Origin of the sequence: Paenibacillus koleovorans NBRC 103111, assembly GCF_004000845.1 — a bacterium.
Classification (GTDB): Bacteria; Bacillota; Bacilli; order Paenibacillales; family NBRC-103111; genus Paenibacillus_AA; species Paenibacillus_AA koleovorans.
In genome coordinates, this window is the sequence record NZ_BIMA01000086.1 from 1 (window position 1) to 17,015 (window position 17,015).

The following is a 17,015-nucleotide window of genomic DNA, read 5'->3' on the forward strand; positions in this document are numbered from 1 at the left end:
CGCAGGCCCCTTGGCCCGCGGATTTCATATATTTGAAGCTTATGGCGCGGAATCGAACTTTAGCGACTTGCCGATCGCTTTGCCGACTTGCTCGGCGTAGCCTTCGAACAGCGCCTTGCCTTGGTACTTCGTCATCAGGTCTTGACGATATTTCGACCAGTTGGAGGCGTCCTTCTCGTCGAATACGATCTGAGTCTGGTACTTTCTCATCTGCGTACGGAATGCGGCCAAATCGAGACCCGGAATCGGCGATACGTTCGTGCCGAGCAGCGTGTACTTGACTTGCGCCAGACGATCCAGAATTTTGCGGTCGCGATCGGTTTCGTTCGGGTCGATTACTTTCAAGCCGAGCGGCTCAGGACCCATGTTGATATTGCCCGCGATGCCCGCGTAGATGTCCAGGAAGCTGCCGTTGTCGGTAATGTCGCGCTTGAACGCAGCCGGATCGATCTTGATGTTCGTGCCTTCCTTCGTGTAGTGCACGCCGGCTTGACCGTAGTGCGTGAGCAGGAAGCCTTCTTCGCTGACGAGCCAATCCATGATTTCAACGGTACGCTGGATTTTGTTAGCCGGTGTCTTGGCCCCGAACATGAACGGCGTACCCGGCAATGCCGCATAGCTTGCTCCGTTCGAACCTTCGATATGGAATGGCTGCCAGTTCGCATTGATGCCTGTCACATCCTTCGTCATCTTCTGCACGCTGTTCGCCGCATTGTCGAAGGCAGCCGTACGGTTGGTGTGGAAGAATATACCGGCTTTTCCTTGAGCCGCGCGATCCCATTGCTGACCAGGCTTATTCAGGAACCAATCCGGATCGACTACGCCGAGAGCCAGCGTTTTCTTGATATCATTCAGAATCGCTTCCATTTGACGGCTGCTGCCAGAATCGACGAAATAGTCGCCCTCCACAAACAGTCCAGGCCCGCGATTATGCTTGTAATATTCCGGAAAATCGATCGGAATGCTGCTTTGGTTCCCTGCCGCGGTCAAGCCGTACGTATCGTTCTTGCCGTTGCCGTCCGGATCTTTGGTCGTGAATGCTTTCATAACCTCGATCATCTCGTCGTAGCTCGTAGGAATTTTCAGGCCCAGCTTGTCGAGCCAGTCTTTGCGGACATAGTAGGAGAAATATTGATTTTTATTAAAAATGACAGGAGCGCGCATGAATACGTTTTGAACGGCGTAACGCTTCAATTCATCCTGGGTCACCCAGTATTTGAAATAGTTCGGCATCGTCTTCTCGTTCACATACGACGTCATGTCGGCAACCGCTTTATCAAGGATGTATGTGTTCGACTCGGCTCCGCCGGCTTGGAACATGTCGGGCGTGTCGCCGCTGGCGAGTTTCATGTTCAGCTTTTGTTGATAGTCGGTCGTGCTCCAAACCATATATTCCAGATTCAATGTTACATTGAACTTCGATTCGATTGCTTTTTTAACGAAATCTTTATCGGCTGCAGGCAGCTTGGACGCATTGGTAGGAACCGTAATCATCCAGTTCAATGTCAATTTTTCTTTAGCCGGAGTAGCGGATGCACCCGTGCTAGCCGAAGCAGAAGGGCTTGGCGAAGCGGAACCTTTGTCATCTTCTTTGCTGCCGCAGGCACTTAGCACAAGCGAAGACACCATCGACAATGCGATGATCTGAGTCAAACTCTTCTTCAAATTAATGACCTCCCTGGTAATGGATACATGGATAGGCGATAGTAACCGCTTACAAACTTCAGATAAAACATGAGACTTTGCTGCATCACCTCCCGCAACAATAAACACGGAACCGCGAAAACCTTTACCCTGCTGAATTTATCTGTAATATTTGGCAACCGTTTTCATAAAAATCTGTTTAATACATGTATAAATGATAGTTCAAAAAAGATCCTGTTACTATCCTGTATGCTCCTATCATATATCATAATGTCTTGTCTAAGCAACCATCTTTTTTATTCCCTTTATACTTATACATGAGATATGCATTAAAAATGCACTTTACATCGATATAGCTAGCCATAGAGTATTACTGGAATCAGCTTTTCAACCTGCTGCAGACGCAAAAACTCCCGAGTCGTTTGACCCGGGAGTCCCTTGCTTATGAAGACGATTACTCTGTCTTGAATACGATCTTCTTGCCAAGCGCCGTAGAGATTTGCTCTGCATACGCGTCGAAAATCGCTTTGCCCTTGTACGTGTCGAGAAGCTCTTGCAAGTATTTCGGCCAGTTGCTCGAATCCTTCTCCTCCATCAGCACCTTCACTTGCTTCGCGCGCATTTGCGTGCGGTAAGAGCCGATATCCAAACCAACCGGAGGTACTACGTTTGTGCCGAGCACGTAGTACTTGTTCTTCTTGAATGTGGCCAAAATTTCGCGGTCGTGATCCGTTTCGCGCGGGTCGATGATTTGCAGTCCGAGCGCTTGGGAAGGATCCTTGACGAGATACGAGAATACGCTGCCCCAAATTTCCGTAAAGTTGCCGTTGTCGCCGATGTCTTTCTTCATGGTGTCCGGAATCAAAGTAATTTTGTTGCCTTCCTTCTTGTAGTGCACGCCTTCTTTACCGAAGTTGGCAAGCAAGAAGCCTTCCGGACCAGCCAGCCACTCGAGAATCTCGATCGTGCGGTCCACTTTCTTCGGATCCGCCTTGGCATTGAACATAAACGGCATACCTGGCAACGCCTCATACGTAACAGGAACATCACCGGCGATGTGGAACGCGACGAATTCGGCTTTTTGATTGCCCGTAACTTCGCGTGTTTTCTTCTGAACACTATTGGCCGTGTTGTCGAACGCGATGTCGCGGATCGAGGAATAGAAAATACCGGCGCGACCTTGCTGGATTTTGTTCAACTGGTCGCCGGCTTTGTTCAGGAACCAGTCCGGATCGACGATGTTCATAGCCAGCATTTTGCGGATATCTTCAAGCACTTTCGCCGTACGAGCGTTCGTGCCGCTGTCGACGAAGTTGTTGTCCTTGTCGACTGCGAAGCCCGGCGTCATGCCGTTCTTATACCATTCCGGGAAGTCGCCCGGAACCGAGTTGCCTCCGCCTACGGTTGTGTAGCCGTAAGTGTCGTTTTTGCCGTTGCCGTCCGGATCGTTGAACGTGAACGCTTTCATGACCGCGATCATTTCGTCGTAGTTCGTCGGCACTTTCAGCTTGAGGCTAGGATCCTTCGCATTCAGCGCATCGATCCAGTCCTTGCGCACATAATAAGCGAGGTACCAGTTTCTCTCGAACGGTACTGGAGCGCGCATGAATTTGCCGCCTACTTGGTAACGCTTCATTTCCAGATCGGATACCCACTTGAAATAGTTAGGCATCTTAGCAGACGTTACCAGATTGGTCAAATCCATTCCAACGCCGTCCGCGATATACTTGGAGGTTGCCGTTCCTTCAGGCTGGAAGAAATCAGGCGTACTGCCCGAAGCGATCAAGGAGTTCAGCTTATTCGTGTAGTCCTGCCCCATAGGCATATAATCCAGCTTGATCTCAACATTGAACTTCTCTTCGATCGCTTTGCGGATGAAGTCTTTGTCGCCCGATGGGAGCGAGGAAGATGGCGTAGGTACACCGATCATCCAAGTCAGTGTCAGCTTTTCTTTGGTTGGAGCGGATGGGGCTACGCTTGCGCCCGACGATGGCGACGGACTTGCTGTACCGTTCCCTTCCTTGCCGCCGCAGGCGCTCAGGACGAGTGCGGTTGCCATCGACAATGCGATGACGCGAGTGAAATGTTTTTTCAAAACGAAGACCTCCCTGAAATGGTTTTACATCTACACTTTGTTGTTTGTTCTAGTGTGGCTGGCTGCAAATCAATGTGCCGGTCGCAAGTGCTGCCCACTGTGCCGACGTTCTGATTCACCTCCCAATAAAATATAAATCAATACATGTATATGACTTTTATTTAAGCTGTATTTTACATGTATTTATTTACTCGATGTTTTTATAATAGTCCAACTCCGCTATCTAGGCAACCTCTTTTTTAACCTTTTTTGCAACAACCCGATTGTTCTCCGATAATAGCTCTAACTTTAGAAAATCCGCTCCACGTTTTGACTTCAAACGCTTCCCGAATCCGTAGCTCTACAATGTTCGACCGACCGTCCGAAGGAATGGAAATGCAGTTGATCGGTACGTCGGCGCAGTCTGCCAGCGTAAGATCATTCGTCGGAATCGCCGCGTAGTCGCAACGGAGACGAATCTCCAGCTTTCTAGGTCTGCTATAGCTATCGTCAGGCTTGACGAAATCGACCACGGTTTCAAGCTGCAGCCCCTGCCAATACATCGGAAGACCGCTCCATTGCGCAGCGTAATGATGGGCAAGCGACTGGAATCCGCTCCGCGACGGATGTACGTCGTCGACGAACAATCCCGGATGCACCCCGTATCCGCGTTTCCTGTCCATGGACCACTCATAGAAATCAACCACGGTCGCCCCATAACGCGGAAGCTCGTCCGCCATCCAGACATTCAGGCGCCGGATTTGATCCCGCCAAGCCGGAGTAGCCGCATTATGCTCGCCCATATTGGAGAAAATGGCCAAGATGCCGTTCGCTTTGGCGCTTCGCGCCATCTCGATCCAGTAGCGTTGGATATGAGCATCGTCCCGGTTCTGGAACACGTCGTTAATGCCTGCGACGATGAAGACCGCATAAGGCTTCGCGTCGAGCGTGCGGCTTCCTCGACCGTCTCCCAGCACGACCGTCTCCGCCAGCACGTCCCTTCTCCATCTGGCCCATATCTCGTCCGTCCGTTGGCTTCCGATCCCGTGGTTGTACCAATGGAAACCTGTAATCGCTCCCAGCTCATAGGAAAGCTGCCCCGGCACATTCGCATGCTGAGGGTTGAAGCCCGGAACTCCCTCGACTTGCAATCTCCCTCTTGACTCCGGATTGCCCTGGCTGATACTATCCCCGATCACTACGCCTGTTGGAATTCGGAATCGGTAGATCGATTCGGTCTGGGATGAATGAACCGGCTGGAGCCAGCATGCCGAACGGCTCGGATCTCCGCTTATCATTCCGTGTGGCTGGTTAATCGATGCGCTACGCGATGTTTCATCCGATAGCTGTTGTTCGCCGTACAATGGAATCGTTTTCCGCAAGATGTGTTCCTCCGTCTCTGTATCCGCTTGCTACACCCTATATTGTATGCATGCCTGTCCCATCAAGTAGGACAAAAGTGAACGAAAATAAGTCATCCTTTTCAAATGTTTGTGGGGAGCCTGCCGCTCTTCATTGACAAAAAGGGAGGCGGGGTGTAAGGTGATACTTGTATACGACTATGGTCGGCGCCTGTTTTCATACGGTGTCGGCAGCGTCACTAGGGGAGCCTGAGCGATCGCAGGCTGAGATGAAGCGCGCATGCTTCGAACTCTTCGAACCTGATCTGGTTGATGCCAGCGTAGGGAAGTGGATGATGGCGGTCAGGATGCCGCCTGCATGTTTGTTAATCATGTATCCGCCCCTGTTGGAGGCGGATTTTTTTGTTGTGCGGAAGGAGGATGATAGAAATGAGTTCCCCACAATCACATGAGCGCTACTCGCGTCAAATGCTGTTCGCCCCGGTCGGAGCCGAAGGGCAGCGCAAGCTGGGAGCCTCCTCCGTCCTGATCGTCGGCATGGGCGCTCTCGGCACCGTGCTCGCCAACCACATGGTGCGCGCCGGCGTTGGGCTCGTGCGTTTCGTCGACCGCGACTATGTAGAGGCGAGCAATTTGCAGCGGCAAATGCTGTATGACGAGGATGACGTTCGCGAGTCGATGCCGAAGGCCATGGCCGCGGAACGAAAATTGAAGCGAATCAATTCTTCGGTTCGGTTGGAGCCTGTGGTGGCCGATGTGACAGTAGAGAATGTCGAGCGGCTGCTGGACGGAATCGAGGTCGTGCTGGATGGAACGGATAATTTCCAGACGAGGTTTTTGTTGAACGATGCCTGCTTCAAGCTGGGCATTCCGTTCGTATACGGCGGCGCGGTCGGCTCCCGCGGGATGAGCGCCGTCTTCGTGCCAGGCGCCACCCCTTGTTTGCGCTGCCTGATCCAGCCCGGCGAGGGCACGGCGGAGACATGCGACCGGATCGGCGTGCTGTCGCCGGTCGTGGACATCTCGGCCTCGTATCAGGCCGTCGAGGCTTTGAAGCTGCTGGTCGGTGCCGTAGCCGTACGCAGACCGACCTTGATCTCATTCGATGTATGGAACAATCATCATTTCGAGATGAAGACCGGCGAGCCGAAGCCGGATTGCCCGACTTGCGGCACGCGAGAATTCCCTTCGCTGCAGCAGGGGGCGGTCGATGCCGCTTCACTATGCGGTCGGGAGACGGTGCAGCTGCACGTTGCCTCCTCGTTTGACTTGACGGCGTGGGAGGAGCGGCTATCCGGGCTGGCGCGCGTGGAGCGCAATCCGTTCTTATTGAAAGCCTACTTGCCGGAGGGCGAACGAATTGTTATGTTCCCGGACGGCCGAGCGTTAGTGCAAGGAACGGAAGACCCGGTAAGGGCGAAGACGTTGTACGCGCGATATATAGGGATGTAGGTAGACTAGGGAGCTTATTTTTTCGGAGGAGGTTGCTTTGGAAATGAAGCCATTCAAGCTGTATGTCATTACAGGCGAGCAGTTCCATCCCGGCCGCGACATGCTGCAGGTGATGGAGGAAGCGATTCAAGGCGGCGCCGATATTATTCAGCTGCGGGACAAGTCCGGCTCGAAGCGTGAAATATTGGCCAAGGCGTATGCGCTGCGCGACTTGACTCGCCGTTATGGCGTAACGTTCATCGTCAACGACCATATCGATATTGCGCTGGCCGTCGATGCCGACGGCATTCATCTCGGCCAGGACGACTTGCCGCTGGCCGATGCCCGTCGAATTATGGGCGCGGGTAAAATAATCGGCATCTCGACGCATGCGATCGAGGAGGCCCGCGCGGCGGAGCGCGAAGGCGCCGACTATATCGGCGTCGGTCCGGTATTCGAGACGAAGAGCAAGGTCGACGTCGTGGCGCCGGTCACGACGAACTATGTGCGGCAAGTCGCGGCGGAGATACGAATTCCGTACGTGGCGATCGGCGGCATCAAGCTCCACAACGTCGATCAAGTGCTGGAAGCCGGTGCGACGCGCATCTGCGCGATCAGTGAAATTGTTGGAGCGGCCGATGTTCGCGGAACATGCGAGAAGTATCTGGAGCGGATCGATCGTGCGGCCGCCATAGCTAGGAGTGTGTGAGATGGATCTGATTGTAAATGGCGTTTCGCGCACGGTGCAGGCCTCGACCGTCGAGGCGTTGCTGCAGGAATACGTCATGGAGCGCAAGCTGGTCGTCGTCGAGATTGACGGCACGATCGTGCCGCGCGAGCAATGGCCAGACACAGCGCTGACCGCCGGCATGAAGATCGAGCTGGTCCATTTCGTCGGAGGGGGATGAAGATTCGTCATGGCAATTGATCAACCGCTAGTAATCGGAGGCCGAGCGCTCAGCTCCCGCTTCTTCCTGGGTACCGGCAGGTACCCGAATCCTTATGTGCAGCGACAAGCGATCGCCGCGTCCGGCGCGGAGGTGCTTACGTTCGCGATCCGTCGCATCAACCTCGATTCGCCGGAGGACGATTCGATCCTCCAGCACCTCGAGGAGCGGACGTACGCGTACTTGCCGAATACGTCCGGGGCCAAGACGGCGGACGAAGCGGTCCGCCTCGCCCGGCTGGCGCGCGCCTCGGGACTCAGCGACTGGATCAAGGTCGAGATCAGCGCTTCGGAGAAGACGCTGCTCCCCGACCCGATCGAGACGCTGAAGGCAACCGAGATTCTTGCGCGCGAAGGGTTCGTTGTGCTGCCGTACACGTCCGACGACCCGATCCTGTGCAAACGGCTGGAGGAAGCGGGAGCGGCTGCGGTCATGCCCGGCGGCTCGCCGATCGGCACCGGCCTCGGGATTCTCAATCCATTCAACCTGGAATGGATTATCGAGGACGCGAAGGTGCCGATTATTGTGGACGCCGGTCTCGGCTCTGCCCAGGACGTCGCCCAGGCGATGGAGCTCGGCGCAGCCGGCGTGCTCATGAATACGCCGGTGGCGAAGGCGAAGGATCCGGTGCGCATGGCGCAAGCGATGCGGCTGGCGATTGACGCGGGGCGTCTCTCTTATTTGGCCGGCCGCATTCCGCGCAAGCGCTACGCCTCGGCGAGCAGCGGCAGCGAAGAATGGGTGGTCCAGTAAGCATGGTCGAGCAGCATGTACTTGTTATTGGCGGCGGCGTGATCGGCTTGTCCTGCGCCTACGAGCTGCGTAAACGCGGGTACGCGGTCACGGTCGCCGAGCGGTTTCAGTGCGGCGGCCAGGCGTCCGGCGCCGCTGCCGGCATGCTCGCGCCGTTCTCCGAGAACGGCGAGCAGCCGGATCCGTTTTTCGAGCTGTGCCTGGACAGCCTGCGGCTGTACGAAGATTGGCAGCAGGAAATCCGCACGGTATCCGGCATGGATTTCGAGTTTTCCCGTACCGGCAGCTTGTACGTGTACTATCACGACGCCGACCGGCAGGCGATGGAGTCGCGCCGCCTGTGGCAATCCGCCTATGGTGCGGATGCGCGGATCGTGACGGGCGACGAGCTGATCTCGCTTGAGCCCGGCCTGTCCCGCGAGGTGCGCGGAGCACTGTACTATCCGCACGAGTCGCATGTATATGCGCCGCATTATGTAAAGGCGCTGGAGCAGGCATGCCGGCTGACCGGCGTGACGATTCGCGAGCAGGTCGGCGCGATGGAGCTGTTGGGTGAAGCCGGCGGGGCTAGTGGCAGAGGTAGCGCTGAGTCTGCGGGCGTTGGCGTGAGTGTGCGGCTGGAGAACGGCGAGGTGTTGAGCGCGGATCGGTTGCTCCTATGCAACGGGGCTTGGGCGCAGCAATGGGAGTCGGCCTGGGGGATCAACGTTCCCGTTTATCCGATTCGCGGGCAAATATGCGCCTACGAAGCCGCCTTCCCAGGCGAGCTGCGGCACATGGTGTTTTGCAGCCAGGGCTACGTAGTCGGCAAAGCCAACGGCTCGCTCGTATGCGGAGCGTCCGAGGATGTCGCCGGATTCGATACCACCGTCACTCCGCGCGGGCTGGCACGGCTGGAGAGCTGGAACGGCAAGCTGCTGCCAGCATTGCGGGACCGCGAGCCGTTCCATCAATGGGCCGGGCTTCGCCCCGCCACGCAGGACGGCTGGCCGCTCATCGGCCCGGTGCGAGGGGCTACGGCGGCGGAGGCCGAGGCATTGGCAGCATCGGCGGCGGCGGGTTCACCACCCGCTGTCATGTTCGCGGTCGGCCATTATCGCAACGGCATCTTGCTTGGCCCGGCTACGGCCAAGCTAGTGGCGGACCTTGCCGACGGCGGCGGCCGTCAGGGCGACAAGGCCCTAGGTGGCGGAAACCGCTATTTCAGCGAGGCGAAACTAATGAAATATGCGGCTGCGTTTGCTCCGGGGCGATTTTCTTAGTGCTGGCAGGCTATATAGGGTAAAAGTTGGTCTACTTGGCGGATGTGGCGGTCGGTGGCGGGCTATGCAGGGTAACAACTGTTCTAAGTCAGGTTTAGCGGACAGGAGATTCGTTATTGTGCCGCTTTCAGCGTGTTTTGAACATTTCGCGGACACACGAGCCCTTATTCGACTTCCCAAGTGAACATTTTGCCACTTTACCGCTAAATAAGCTCATCTGTGTCCGCCAAACTGACGACAACGCTAATTTTGTCACAAATAAGATCATCTGTGTCCGCGAAAAAGTCTGAGGGTGCCCTCGGTCCGACCATCCAATAGATAGAGTGTTTTCATATGCTATTTTGTAGCGCAAGATTGAGGTGAAGACTAATGTTATCCAATAGTGTAGAGTCGGCTGGATCAGCCCCGGTGCCCCGCGCGCTTACGATCGCCGGCTCCGACTCGGGCGGCGGCGCGGGCATCCAGGCCGACTTGAAGACGTTCCAGGAGCTCGGCGTGTTCGGCATGAGCGCCATTACGGCGATCACCGCGCAGAATACGCTCGGCGTGCAAGGCGTGTTCCCGATTCCGGCCGAGATGATCGGCCAGCAGCTCGATTCGGTGCTCTCCGATATAGGGACCGATGCGGTCAAGACCGGGATGTTGTTCTCGGCCGAGATCATCGGTCTCGTCGCGGCCAAAGTCCGCGAGTACGATGTCAGCGCCCGGCTCGTCGTCGACCCGGTCATGATCGCCAAGGGCGGCGCGCCGCTGCTACAGCAGGAGGCGATCCAGGCGATGCGCGAGCAACTGCTGCCGCTCGCCGCGGTCGTGACGCCGAACTTGCCGGAGGCTTGCGCCCTGTTAGGGCTCGCCGAGGAGCCGCGCGACGTCGACGGCATGATTGAGGCCGCCCGGCGGCTGCATGCGCTCGGCCCGCGCCACGTGCTTGTCAAAGGCGGCCACATGCAAGGCGACGAAGCGGTCGACGTGCTCTTCGACGGAGCCGAGGCCGTCTTGTTCCGGGCGCCGCGCATCGCGACGCGCCATACGCACGGCACCGGCTGCACGACCGCGTCGGCCATCGCCGCCGGCCTCGCCAAGGGGCTGCCGATGGCTGCCGCCGTCGACGAAGCGAAGCGCTTCGTCTCGGCGGCCATCGGAGCGGCGCTCCCGCTCGGGCACGGCATCGGCCCGACGAATCACGCCGCCTACCGCCGCCAGTCGGCGGCTCATTAACGACGAAGGACCGCCCGAGCACAAAAGCTCCCGGCGGTCCTTGTTTTGTAACTATTTGCTTTTACGCATAGATTTAGGATTAACAATCAATTCGATCTTATGAAGACCGCCTTGTGTTGCAGGAGGAATGTAGCCGACTACTTCGACATGCTTGCCTCCATATTTCTTCGTCCGGGCTGACGGAGCTGAACTTTCCCGTCCGGCACGATTCCATTTCGACATAAAAGCCATCACTCTCGCCACCTTTAGGAGCTTTTCTTTAAGTCTAGCACAATTTTCCTGAGCTTGTCCACGTTTCCTAGCAAATAGAAGCCTGAAGTAGCCAGTACGAATGCTTGTTTACGCTCCTCTGTGACCACATTGTTCTTGTGGATAAAAATAATGAAAGCCAGCTTGAAATTGGCACCATTGCGAGCGAAAAAGTAACTGTAAATCGTACTGTTATCATACTTTCCATAAACTTCATCATGAAAATTTTTACGACTGGGATGTTTGATCGCATGGTCGATAATATGCTTGTCCGTCTCGTCTAGGTCGCGTTGCTCCGAAATAAAATCATAGCCCCCTTTTGTTTGGACAAGCCAGTAGCAGCGGTACTCAGCAGACTGTAGGGCAAACAAACCGCCAATTCCTGACTCAAAAGCTTTCATCCAAGAATGCACGGAGTCCAATTCATCTTGGCTAACCGAACGGCCGGATCCATTCTCGATCGCACTAATCGCTACAGCTAGTTCAGCTTGTGCGATATGAGTTGGATTCGGAGAAGCGGTTTCTTGGATAGAAGCTACGGATTGCGCACTAGCAGAATGGAGTTTTCGCTTTTGCATGTAAAAAAGAGGGATCACGACAAGAGCTGCAATCCAAAGCCCAATGAGTACAATACTAACGAGTAGATATCCCAACTTCTCCATATTGTGGGCGATCGGAGCCGGCCTGGAAGACTCCCACAAATAGGCAGGGCCTCCGAAAAAATAAATAAGATTATCGTATACAGTTCCATCTATCGCATTGGCTACTAATGACTGCACAAGAGCCCACAATAAAAGTACAACTGCTAGCAAGACCCCTGCAATCCATGCTCCAAGCTTCTTTAATTGCACCACAAAAACGACCTCCAGTTCACGATCTCATCATAAACTTTCGGTCGGTAATGAGCAACATATTTTTCAAATATTGTTGTTTTTCTCCAGTCGAGAAAGGATCGCTTTCGGATACGGACCTCCCTGAACAGTTCCAAGATAAAGTACGCCGTTAGCAGTTCGGATCTCGATGCGTTTTTCCACTCTACGAGAAATTTCCGCCTCATGTTTGAGCGATTTGCGTTTTTTCCATATCGTCATCTATCCGCCTCCATTGCAGATTCCTACACCGGTAACTGTATTAATCTATGCAGGCGGGATCAGACGAATTCAAACCCGCTCCAGCGGCAAATATGGCGCCACAGGCAGCTCCACGCGGATCGTATCGCCAGGCTGAACGATCCCGCCTTCCAGCACGATGCTCATAATCCCCGCCTTGCGAATCAGATTGCCTTCGGCATCCCGGTCCAGCACGGCGGCCATCAAGCCCGGCTGGGAGTCGTCCAGTTGCTTGCAAGGATTGCGCAGCCCCGTCACCTCTACGACTGCCGACGTTCCGATATGCAGCCTGGTCCCCCGCGGGAGCTGCAACAAGTCGACGCCGAGAGTAGTGATGTTCTCACCCATGTCCCCGGACCCGACGGAGAATCCTCGCACTTGCAACTCATCGTGCAGCTCGGACTGGATCAGATGCACCTGCCTCAAGTTCGGCTGGTTTGGATTAGCGACCACACGCGAGCGGTGCTTAACCGTCACCCCCGCATGCGCGTCCCCTTCAACCCCTAACCCCGCAATCAGTTGAATACCGGCTTGGTTCGATTTACTGAAAGAGTGGGTTGAGCTTGTACTGACTGCCACGACTACACCGTCTGCAAACACCACTTCGCTGCCCCCTTTCGCTTAATACCCAACTTCCACCGAAGCGATCACGACATAGGCCAAATCGTTCACATCGTCCTTGTCCGCGAGCACGATGCCGCTGCTCGTCAGCATCCCGCCGTCGATCACCTCGAAGCTGATTTGCCCGTACGGCAGCTCCTCTCGAACGACGTCTAGATCGAGCCGATCGCGGTCGGCGGGAACGGCCAGGCGTACATGCACCTTCATGTTGGCCAAATCATTCCCCGGCAGGACGGATCGGATACCGGGCATGGAGTTGTGATGGATCGCGTTTTGAACGGCACGGACGGCGGCTTTGGTCACGTTTTGCCCGTGCAGGTCCACCCCCATGCCGATCTCGATAAACATACGTTTGTCCATAGTAGGCGCTCCTCCTTTTCCCCCATTATACCGCTATCCCGCCTCCGCCTCCATTTGCATAAACACAAGCTTTTTGTAAAGGGTGTCCGAAGCCATCAGCTCGGCATGCGTCCCCTGCTCGGCGATGCGGCCCTGATCCATGACGAAGATGACATCGGCATTCTCGACCGTCGACAACCGATGCGCGATGATGATCGTCGTCAGCCCGGCCCGCAGCTCGTCGATCTGCTTCTGCACCTGACGTTCCGTCTCCAGATCGAGCGAGGACGTCGACTCGTCCAGGATCAATATTTCCGAGCGCTGAATGATCGCCCGAGCCAAAGCCAGCCGCTGCTTCTGTCCGCCCGACAAATTGATGCCCCGCTCTCCGAGCTCCGTGTCATACCCTTTCGCCAGCGACTGGACAAACTCATGGATGCAAGCTTGCTCGCAAGCGGCCGTCAGCTCCTGCTCCGACTTTTCCCGGCCCATGAGCACGTTGTTGCGGATCGATTCCGGGAACAAATACGGGTCCTGGAACACGACGGACAGCCGGCCCATCCAGGACGCACGGCGAAGCTCCGTCAGCGGAATGCCGTTGACCAGAATGCGTCCCTCCTGCGGATCGTAAAACTGCACGAGCAATTGTGCGATTGTAGATTTGCCGCCGCCGGAAGGACCGACGAAAGCCACCTTTTTGCCGACCGGGATGCGCAGTGACAATTGATCGAGAACCGTCCGCGTCGTCTCCGAATACCGGAAGCTTATCCCCCCCAGCTCCAGGCTGCGAATCGGTCCTTCGAGCTCGCGATCGCCCTCGGCTACCTGCGGACCTTCGAGCAACGCCTTAATCCGATCGACCATCGCCAGCCGACCTTGAGCTTCCATGGCGAAGCCGTACACATCGTTGATCGCGTTCATCAACTGGGACGTGAATTGAAAAATCACGACGTACATCCCGATGGAAAGCGCGTCCTGCATGACGAGGTAACCGCCATAGCCGAGCACGATCAAGGTCGCTCCCCATCGAAGCGGATCGCTCCAAGCGAGCTTCCGGTTTTCCAGCTTGCCTTCCTCCATCACTTTCTCGTAGAATACGGCGAAGTTGTCGTTCACCTTCTGGCGCTCCCACTCTTCCCGATGAAAGGCGATCACTTCCCGGGTCGAGGAGACGCCTTCCTCCATGTGGACGAGAAAGTTCGACTTCGCCTCCTGCACTTGCTTGGACATCGTACGAATTCGGCCGCCGAACCGGTTGCCCAGCGCCAAGTACAGCAAGCAAAACGCCAAAATACCGAGGAGCAGCGTCGGACTCGTCCAGCCGATAATGACGGAAATGGCGAGCGCCGTCAGCAGATTAGAGATGCCGTTAGGAACGAATTGCGTGAGGGCGACGGTCGTCCAGTTGATGTCGTTCGTGAAATAGCCGACGTAGCGGGCAATCCGCTCATTGTGATAGACGCTGGCTGGCGTCCGGTAAATCGCCCTCATCGCCTCGCTGGTCAGATCGCCGTAAATGCGATAGGCATAGACGCGCCCCGTGTGCGTCCACAACACGCCGAACAACGTGGCACAGCCGATTGCCGCTCCAAAGCCCAGCAGCAGCCAAGGAAGCAGCTCATACCGCCCGTCGGTGAACACGTCGTCGATGACGATTTTTTGCGCCGCCGTTACTGCAACACCGAACAGTGTTGCAAGCAGCAAGTACAATGTAGCGAGAAAAAACCCTTTCTTAAAGCGCCACACATAACGGGAAAACCACTTGATGCTGCTCATTGCGAGCCCCCTCCCTTCACGGCAAGTCCGAACGCCTTTCCGTTTCCGACAGCTGCGGTTCCCGTCTCGCTCATGTCCCCGTCGGCTGTGTCAAGCTCCGCTTCCTCTTCTATATGACGTACTGCCAGTCGATAGAAAGCTCCTCTTTTCGCCATCAGCTCCTCATAGGAGCCCACCTCCGACGCGTGACCGTCTTCCAGCAGGACGATGCGATCATAGTCCTTCACTGTCGACAGCCGATGCGCCACCGCTACCGTCGTACGGCCGATGAGCAATTGATCGAGCGCTTGCTGCACTTCCTTTTCGCTGACGTTGTCGAGGGCCGAGGTCGCTTCATCCAGCAGGACGATGGACGGGTTCTTGAGGAACATCCGGGCGATCGCGATACGCTGGCGCTGGCCGCCGGACAGCTTGATGCCGCGTTCCCCCACCAAGGAATCGTAACCGTCGGGGAACTGGGTGATGAAAGGATGAGCATTGGCCGCCCGCGCCGCCGCCACGATCTGCTCTTCCGTAGCCTGCGGATTGCCGAAGCGGATGTTCTCGCGCACTGTAGTTCCGAACAAATACGTATCCTGGAACACGAAGCCGATCGAACCTCGCAGCTGCTTGAACGACAAGTTATTCAGCGCGACGCCGTCCAGTCTGACTTCCCCCTCCCGAGGATCGTAGAAACGGCCAATCAGCTTCAGGACGGTAGATTTGCCGTTGCCGCTAGTGCCCACCAGTGCCACCCGCTCGCCCGGACGAATGCGCAGATAGAATCGGTTCAGGATGGACGGATTTTTTCCATAACCGAATGTCACACCCCTAAACTCGATTTCACCCTTTACTTCAGGCAACGTCTCCGGTACTGCCGGCTCCAGCACTTCGGGCTTTTGATGAAGAAAGCTATGAAGCTCCTCGGCCTGGGTCACGGAAATGCGCTGATCCGTCAGCACCTTCACCAGCGATGTGATGGCATTCATGAAAAGGAGATAGTACAGCACAAATGCGACGAACGCTCCGATGGTCAGCTCCCCGGCTTGCATGTCCTTCGCCCCGAACCAGAACACGAGCAGGATGCCCAAATAGGTCGTCATGCCGCGCAAATTGGCGCACAGATGCATGTTGAACTGGTACTTGATGATCAGATGGACGATATGGTCCGTACCCGCCATCAGCCTGCGCAAATCCCATTGCTCCGAAGAGTGCGCGCGCAGCTCCATGACCGCCGAGACGCTGTCGTATATTTTTTTGTTATAGTGGAGCCGATAAGACTTGGTTGCGCTTATGTATTTGGACGCTTGGTGCTGGAAGTACGGGCTGATGATGTAATAGAGCAGGAAACAAGGCAGCGACAGCAGGCTGAGCTTCGGATTCATGTAAATCATGATGCCGCCGAACAGCAGAAGCATGATCAACCGCTGGACCATCTCCGGAAAATACCACTGGTACATCGATTGCACGCCGGCCACTTCCGTATTGAGCAAGGTGAGAGTGCGGCCGACCGGATTTTGTTCGTAGTAGGAGAAGCCAAGCTGCCGCAAATGGCGGAACAGGGCCAGCTGCAAATCCTTGCTCGCTTTCATCGAGAAAATGCGTCGCAGCAAGTTTCGGGCAGCCGTGAGGGCGATATGGACGACGACTACGACGACTACCATGACAAACATAGTGAGCAGCAGCTTGCTGTCGCGATGCGGAACGACTTCGTCGACCACCACTTGCAGAAACTTCGGGATGGCAATTTCCGATGCCGAAATGACGAGTCCGCACCCGATGAACAGCAGCAAATGGAGCCGGTACCGGGTCAGAAAGGAAATCGCCCAGCGGTACACGCGAATGGAGTGGAGCAGCCTTTGGAGCGCGGTGTTTCGTTCGGTGTCGCGGGAGGTTGAGTCGGATGGCGGTTTAGAAGATGTTGCAGATGCTGATGCTGATGTTGGTTCAGAAGATGCTGCAGATGCTGATGCAGATGCTGATGCTGATATTGGTTCAGAAGGTGAGGCAGATTGCGAGGCGGATTGCGATGATGCCGGCTTTTCTGACGGAGCTGGTGACGGAGATGGAGCAGATGCAGGCGAGGTCATCGGCGGTTACCCCTTTTCTCTGTAAAAGTATGGTTATACATCCATTACCTAATGTTTACCATAGTAGGCGAACACTTGCTCTGTTGTCAACGGAAAATTTACTTAAAATAGAAAAAGCCTTCACTTCTGCCAACCGATGCGGTTGGTCAGGAGGAAGGTTGG

Annotated in this window: 17 protein-coding genes and 1 riboswitch; of the genes, 7 read left to right on the forward strand and 10 right to left on the reverse strand. The window is 55.6% G+C overall.

All coding sequences use genetic code 11. The features are described 5' to 3' along the window. Nucleotides 1-39: 39 nt before the first annotated feature. From PKO02S_RS23215 to PKO02S_RS23225, 3 genes are all read right to left on the reverse strand, one after another. Entirely contained in the window at nucleotides 40-1,665 is a 1,626-nt protein-coding gene (locus PKO02S_RS23215; RefSeq protein ID WP_127586663.1) for an extracellular solute-binding protein, read from the reverse strand. A 433-nt stretch (nucleotides 1,666-2,098) separates the two neighbouring features. Then, complete coding sequence (locus PKO02S_RS23220; protein WP_127586665.1) at nucleotides 2,099-3,739, reverse strand: type 2 periplasmic-binding domain-containing protein; 1,641 nt, start codon at nucleotides 3,737-3,739, stop codon at nucleotides 2,099-2,101. A gap of 239 nt (nucleotides 3,740-3,978) precedes the next feature. Continuing rightward, a complete protein-coding gene (locus PKO02S_RS23225) occupies nucleotides 3,979-5,100 on the reverse strand; it encodes an SGNH/GDSL hydrolase family protein (protein WP_127586667.1) in 1,122 nt (373 codons plus the stop codon). Between the two features lie 210 nt (nucleotides 5,101-5,310). After that, nucleotides 5,311-5,423: riboswitch (TPP riboswitch) on the forward strand. 85 nt (nucleotides 5,424-5,508) lie between these two features. Here PKO02S_RS23225 and PKO02S_RS23230 point away from each other — a divergent pair. The 6 genes from PKO02S_RS23230 (at nucleotide 5,509) to thiD (ending at nucleotide 10,690) form a co-directional block, all read left to right on the forward strand. Continuing rightward, the gene (locus PKO02S_RS23230) at nucleotides 5,509-6,531 is read left to right on the forward strand and encodes a ThiF family adenylyltransferase (RefSeq protein WP_127586669.1); all 1,023 of its coding nucleotides are present in this window, start codon (nucleotides 5,509-5,511) and stop codon (nucleotides 6,529-6,531) included. 43 nt (nucleotides 6,532-6,574) lie between these two features. Further along, nucleotides 6,575-7,219: a thiamine phosphate synthase gene (gene thiE / locus PKO02S_RS23235; protein ID WP_127586671.1), complete on the forward strand. Its 645-nt coding sequence runs from the start codon at nucleotides 6,575-6,577 to the stop codon at nucleotides 7,217-7,219. A gap of 1 nt (nucleotide 7,220) precedes the next feature. Beyond that, complete coding sequence (gene thiS / locus PKO02S_RS23240; RefSeq protein WP_127586673.1) at nucleotides 7,221-7,418, forward strand: sulfur carrier protein ThiS; 198 nt, start codon at nucleotides 7,221-7,223, stop codon at nucleotides 7,416-7,418. A 9-nt stretch (nucleotides 7,419-7,427) separates the two neighbouring features. Next, nucleotides 7,428-8,210, forward strand: a complete 783-nt coding sequence (locus tag PKO02S_RS23245) for a thiazole synthase (protein ID WP_127586675.1) — start codon at nucleotides 7,428-7,430, stop codon at nucleotides 8,208-8,210. Further along, a complete protein-coding gene (thiO, locus tag PKO02S_RS23250; RefSeq protein WP_246067224.1) occupies nucleotides 8,195-9,472 on the forward strand; it encodes a glycine oxidase ThiO in 1,278 nt (425 codons plus the stop codon). Before PKO02S_RS23245 ends, thiO begins: the two co-directional genes overlap by 16 nt. Before the next feature lie 369 nt (nucleotides 9,473-9,841). Next, on the forward strand, nucleotides 9,842-10,690 hold the full coding sequence (gene thiD, locus PKO02S_RS23255) for a bifunctional hydroxymethylpyrimidine kinase/phosphomethylpyrimidine kinase (RefSeq protein ID WP_127586679.1): 849 nt from the start codon (nucleotides 9,842-9,844) through the stop codon (nucleotides 10,688-10,690). A 51-nt stretch (nucleotides 10,691-10,741) separates the two neighbouring features. Here thiD and PKO02S_RS23260 read toward each other — a convergent pair whose 3' ends face one another. The 7 genes from PKO02S_RS23260 to PKO02S_RS23285 all read right to left on the reverse strand — a co-directional run bounded on the left by PKO02S_RS23260 (nucleotide 10,742) and on the right by PKO02S_RS23285 (nucleotide 16,556). Further along, entirely contained in the window at nucleotides 10,742-10,921 is a 180-nt protein-coding gene (locus PKO02S_RS23260) for a hypothetical protein (protein WP_127586681.1), read from the reverse strand. Nucleotides 10,922-10,935: 14 nt separating this feature from the next. Then, a complete protein-coding gene (locus PKO02S_RS23265) occupies nucleotides 10,936-11,793 on the reverse strand; it encodes a hypothetical protein (protein ID WP_127586683.1) in 858 nt (285 codons plus the stop codon). A gap of 63 nt (nucleotides 11,794-11,856) precedes the next feature. Further along, nucleotides 11,857-12,030 (reverse strand): hypothetical protein, encoded by a 174-nt coding sequence (locus PKO02S_RS32535; RefSeq protein WP_164821626.1) that lies wholly within the window; start codon nucleotides 12,028-12,030, stop codon nucleotides 11,857-11,859. 69 nt (nucleotides 12,031-12,099) lie between these two features. Continuing rightward, nucleotides 12,100-12,648, reverse strand: a complete 549-nt coding sequence (locus PKO02S_RS23270) for an MOSC domain-containing protein (RefSeq protein ID WP_174819950.1) — start codon at nucleotides 12,646-12,648, stop codon at nucleotides 12,100-12,102. Between the two features lie 21 nt (nucleotides 12,649-12,669). After that, complete coding sequence (locus PKO02S_RS23275) at nucleotides 12,670-13,029, reverse strand: Lin0512 family protein (RefSeq protein ID WP_127586687.1); 360 nt, start codon at nucleotides 13,027-13,029, stop codon at nucleotides 12,670-12,672. Nucleotides 13,030-13,062: 33 nt separating this feature from the next. Further along, nucleotides 13,063-14,784 (reverse strand): ABC transporter ATP-binding protein, encoded by a 1,722-nt coding sequence (locus PKO02S_RS23280; protein WP_127586689.1) that lies wholly within the window; start codon nucleotides 14,782-14,784, stop codon nucleotides 13,063-13,065. Beyond that, nucleotides 14,781-16,556 carry an ABC transporter ATP-binding protein gene (locus PKO02S_RS23285; RefSeq protein ID WP_164821627.1) on the reverse strand — a complete coding sequence of 592 codons (1,776 nt, stop codon included), beginning with the start codon at nucleotides 16,554-16,556 and terminating at the stop codon, nucleotides 14,781-14,783. Before PKO02S_RS23285 ends, PKO02S_RS23280 begins: the two co-directional genes overlap by 4 nt. Between PKO02S_RS23285 and PKO02S_RS32540 the strand changes: the two genes are divergently transcribed. Next, nucleotides 16,543-16,878 (forward strand): hypothetical protein, encoded by a 336-nt coding sequence (locus PKO02S_RS32540; RefSeq protein WP_164821628.1) that lies wholly within the window; start codon nucleotides 16,543-16,545, stop codon nucleotides 16,876-16,878. The genes PKO02S_RS23285 and PKO02S_RS32540 overlap by 14 nt on opposite strands. Nucleotides 16,879-17,015: the final 137 nt, after the last annotated feature.

What these genes read in the sequence shown, in the direction of transcription:
- thiS (WP_127586673.1), top strand. Translation starts at nt 7,221, where the DNA reads ATGGATCTGATTGTAAATGGCGTTTCGCGCACGGTGCAGGCCTCGACC.
- PKO02S_RS32535 (WP_164821626.1), bottom strand. Translation starts at nt 12,030, where the DNA reads ATGACGATATGGAAAAAACGCAAATCGCTCAAACATGAGGCGGAAATT.
- thiD (WP_127586679.1), top strand. Translation starts at nt 9,842, where the DNA reads ATGTTATCCAATAGTGTAGAGTCGGCTGGATCAGCCCCGGTGCCCCGC.
- thiE (WP_127586671.1), top strand. Translation starts at nt 6,575, where the DNA reads ATGAAGCCATTCAAGCTGTATGTCATTACAGGCGAGCAGTTCCATCCC.
- PKO02S_RS32540 (WP_164821628.1), top strand. Translation starts at nt 16,543, where the DNA reads ATGAACAGCAGCAAATGGAGCCGGTACCGGGTCAGAAAGGAAATCGCC.
- PKO02S_RS23280 (WP_127586689.1), bottom strand. Translation starts at nt 14,784, where the DNA reads ATGAGCAGCATCAAGTGGTTTTCCCGTTATGTGTGGCGCTTTAAGAAA.
- thiO (WP_246067224.1), top strand. Translation starts at nt 8,195, where the DNA reads ATGGGTGGTCCAGTAAGCATGGTCGAGCAGCATGTACTTGTTATTGGC.
- PKO02S_RS23275 (WP_127586687.1), bottom strand. Translation starts at nt 13,029, where the DNA reads ATGGACAAACGTATGTTTATCGAGATCGGCATGGGGGTGGACCTGCAC.
- PKO02S_RS23245 (WP_127586675.1), top strand. Translation starts at nt 7,428, where the DNA reads ATGGCAATTGATCAACCGCTAGTAATCGGAGGCCGAGCGCTCAGCTCC.
- PKO02S_RS23260 (WP_127586681.1), bottom strand. Translation starts at nt 10,921, where the DNA reads ATGGCTTTTATGTCGAAATGGAATCGTGCCGGACGGGAAAGTTCAGCT.
- PKO02S_RS23230 (WP_127586669.1), top strand. Translation starts at nt 5,509, where the DNA reads ATGAGTTCCCCACAATCACATGAGCGCTACTCGCGTCAAATGCTGTTC.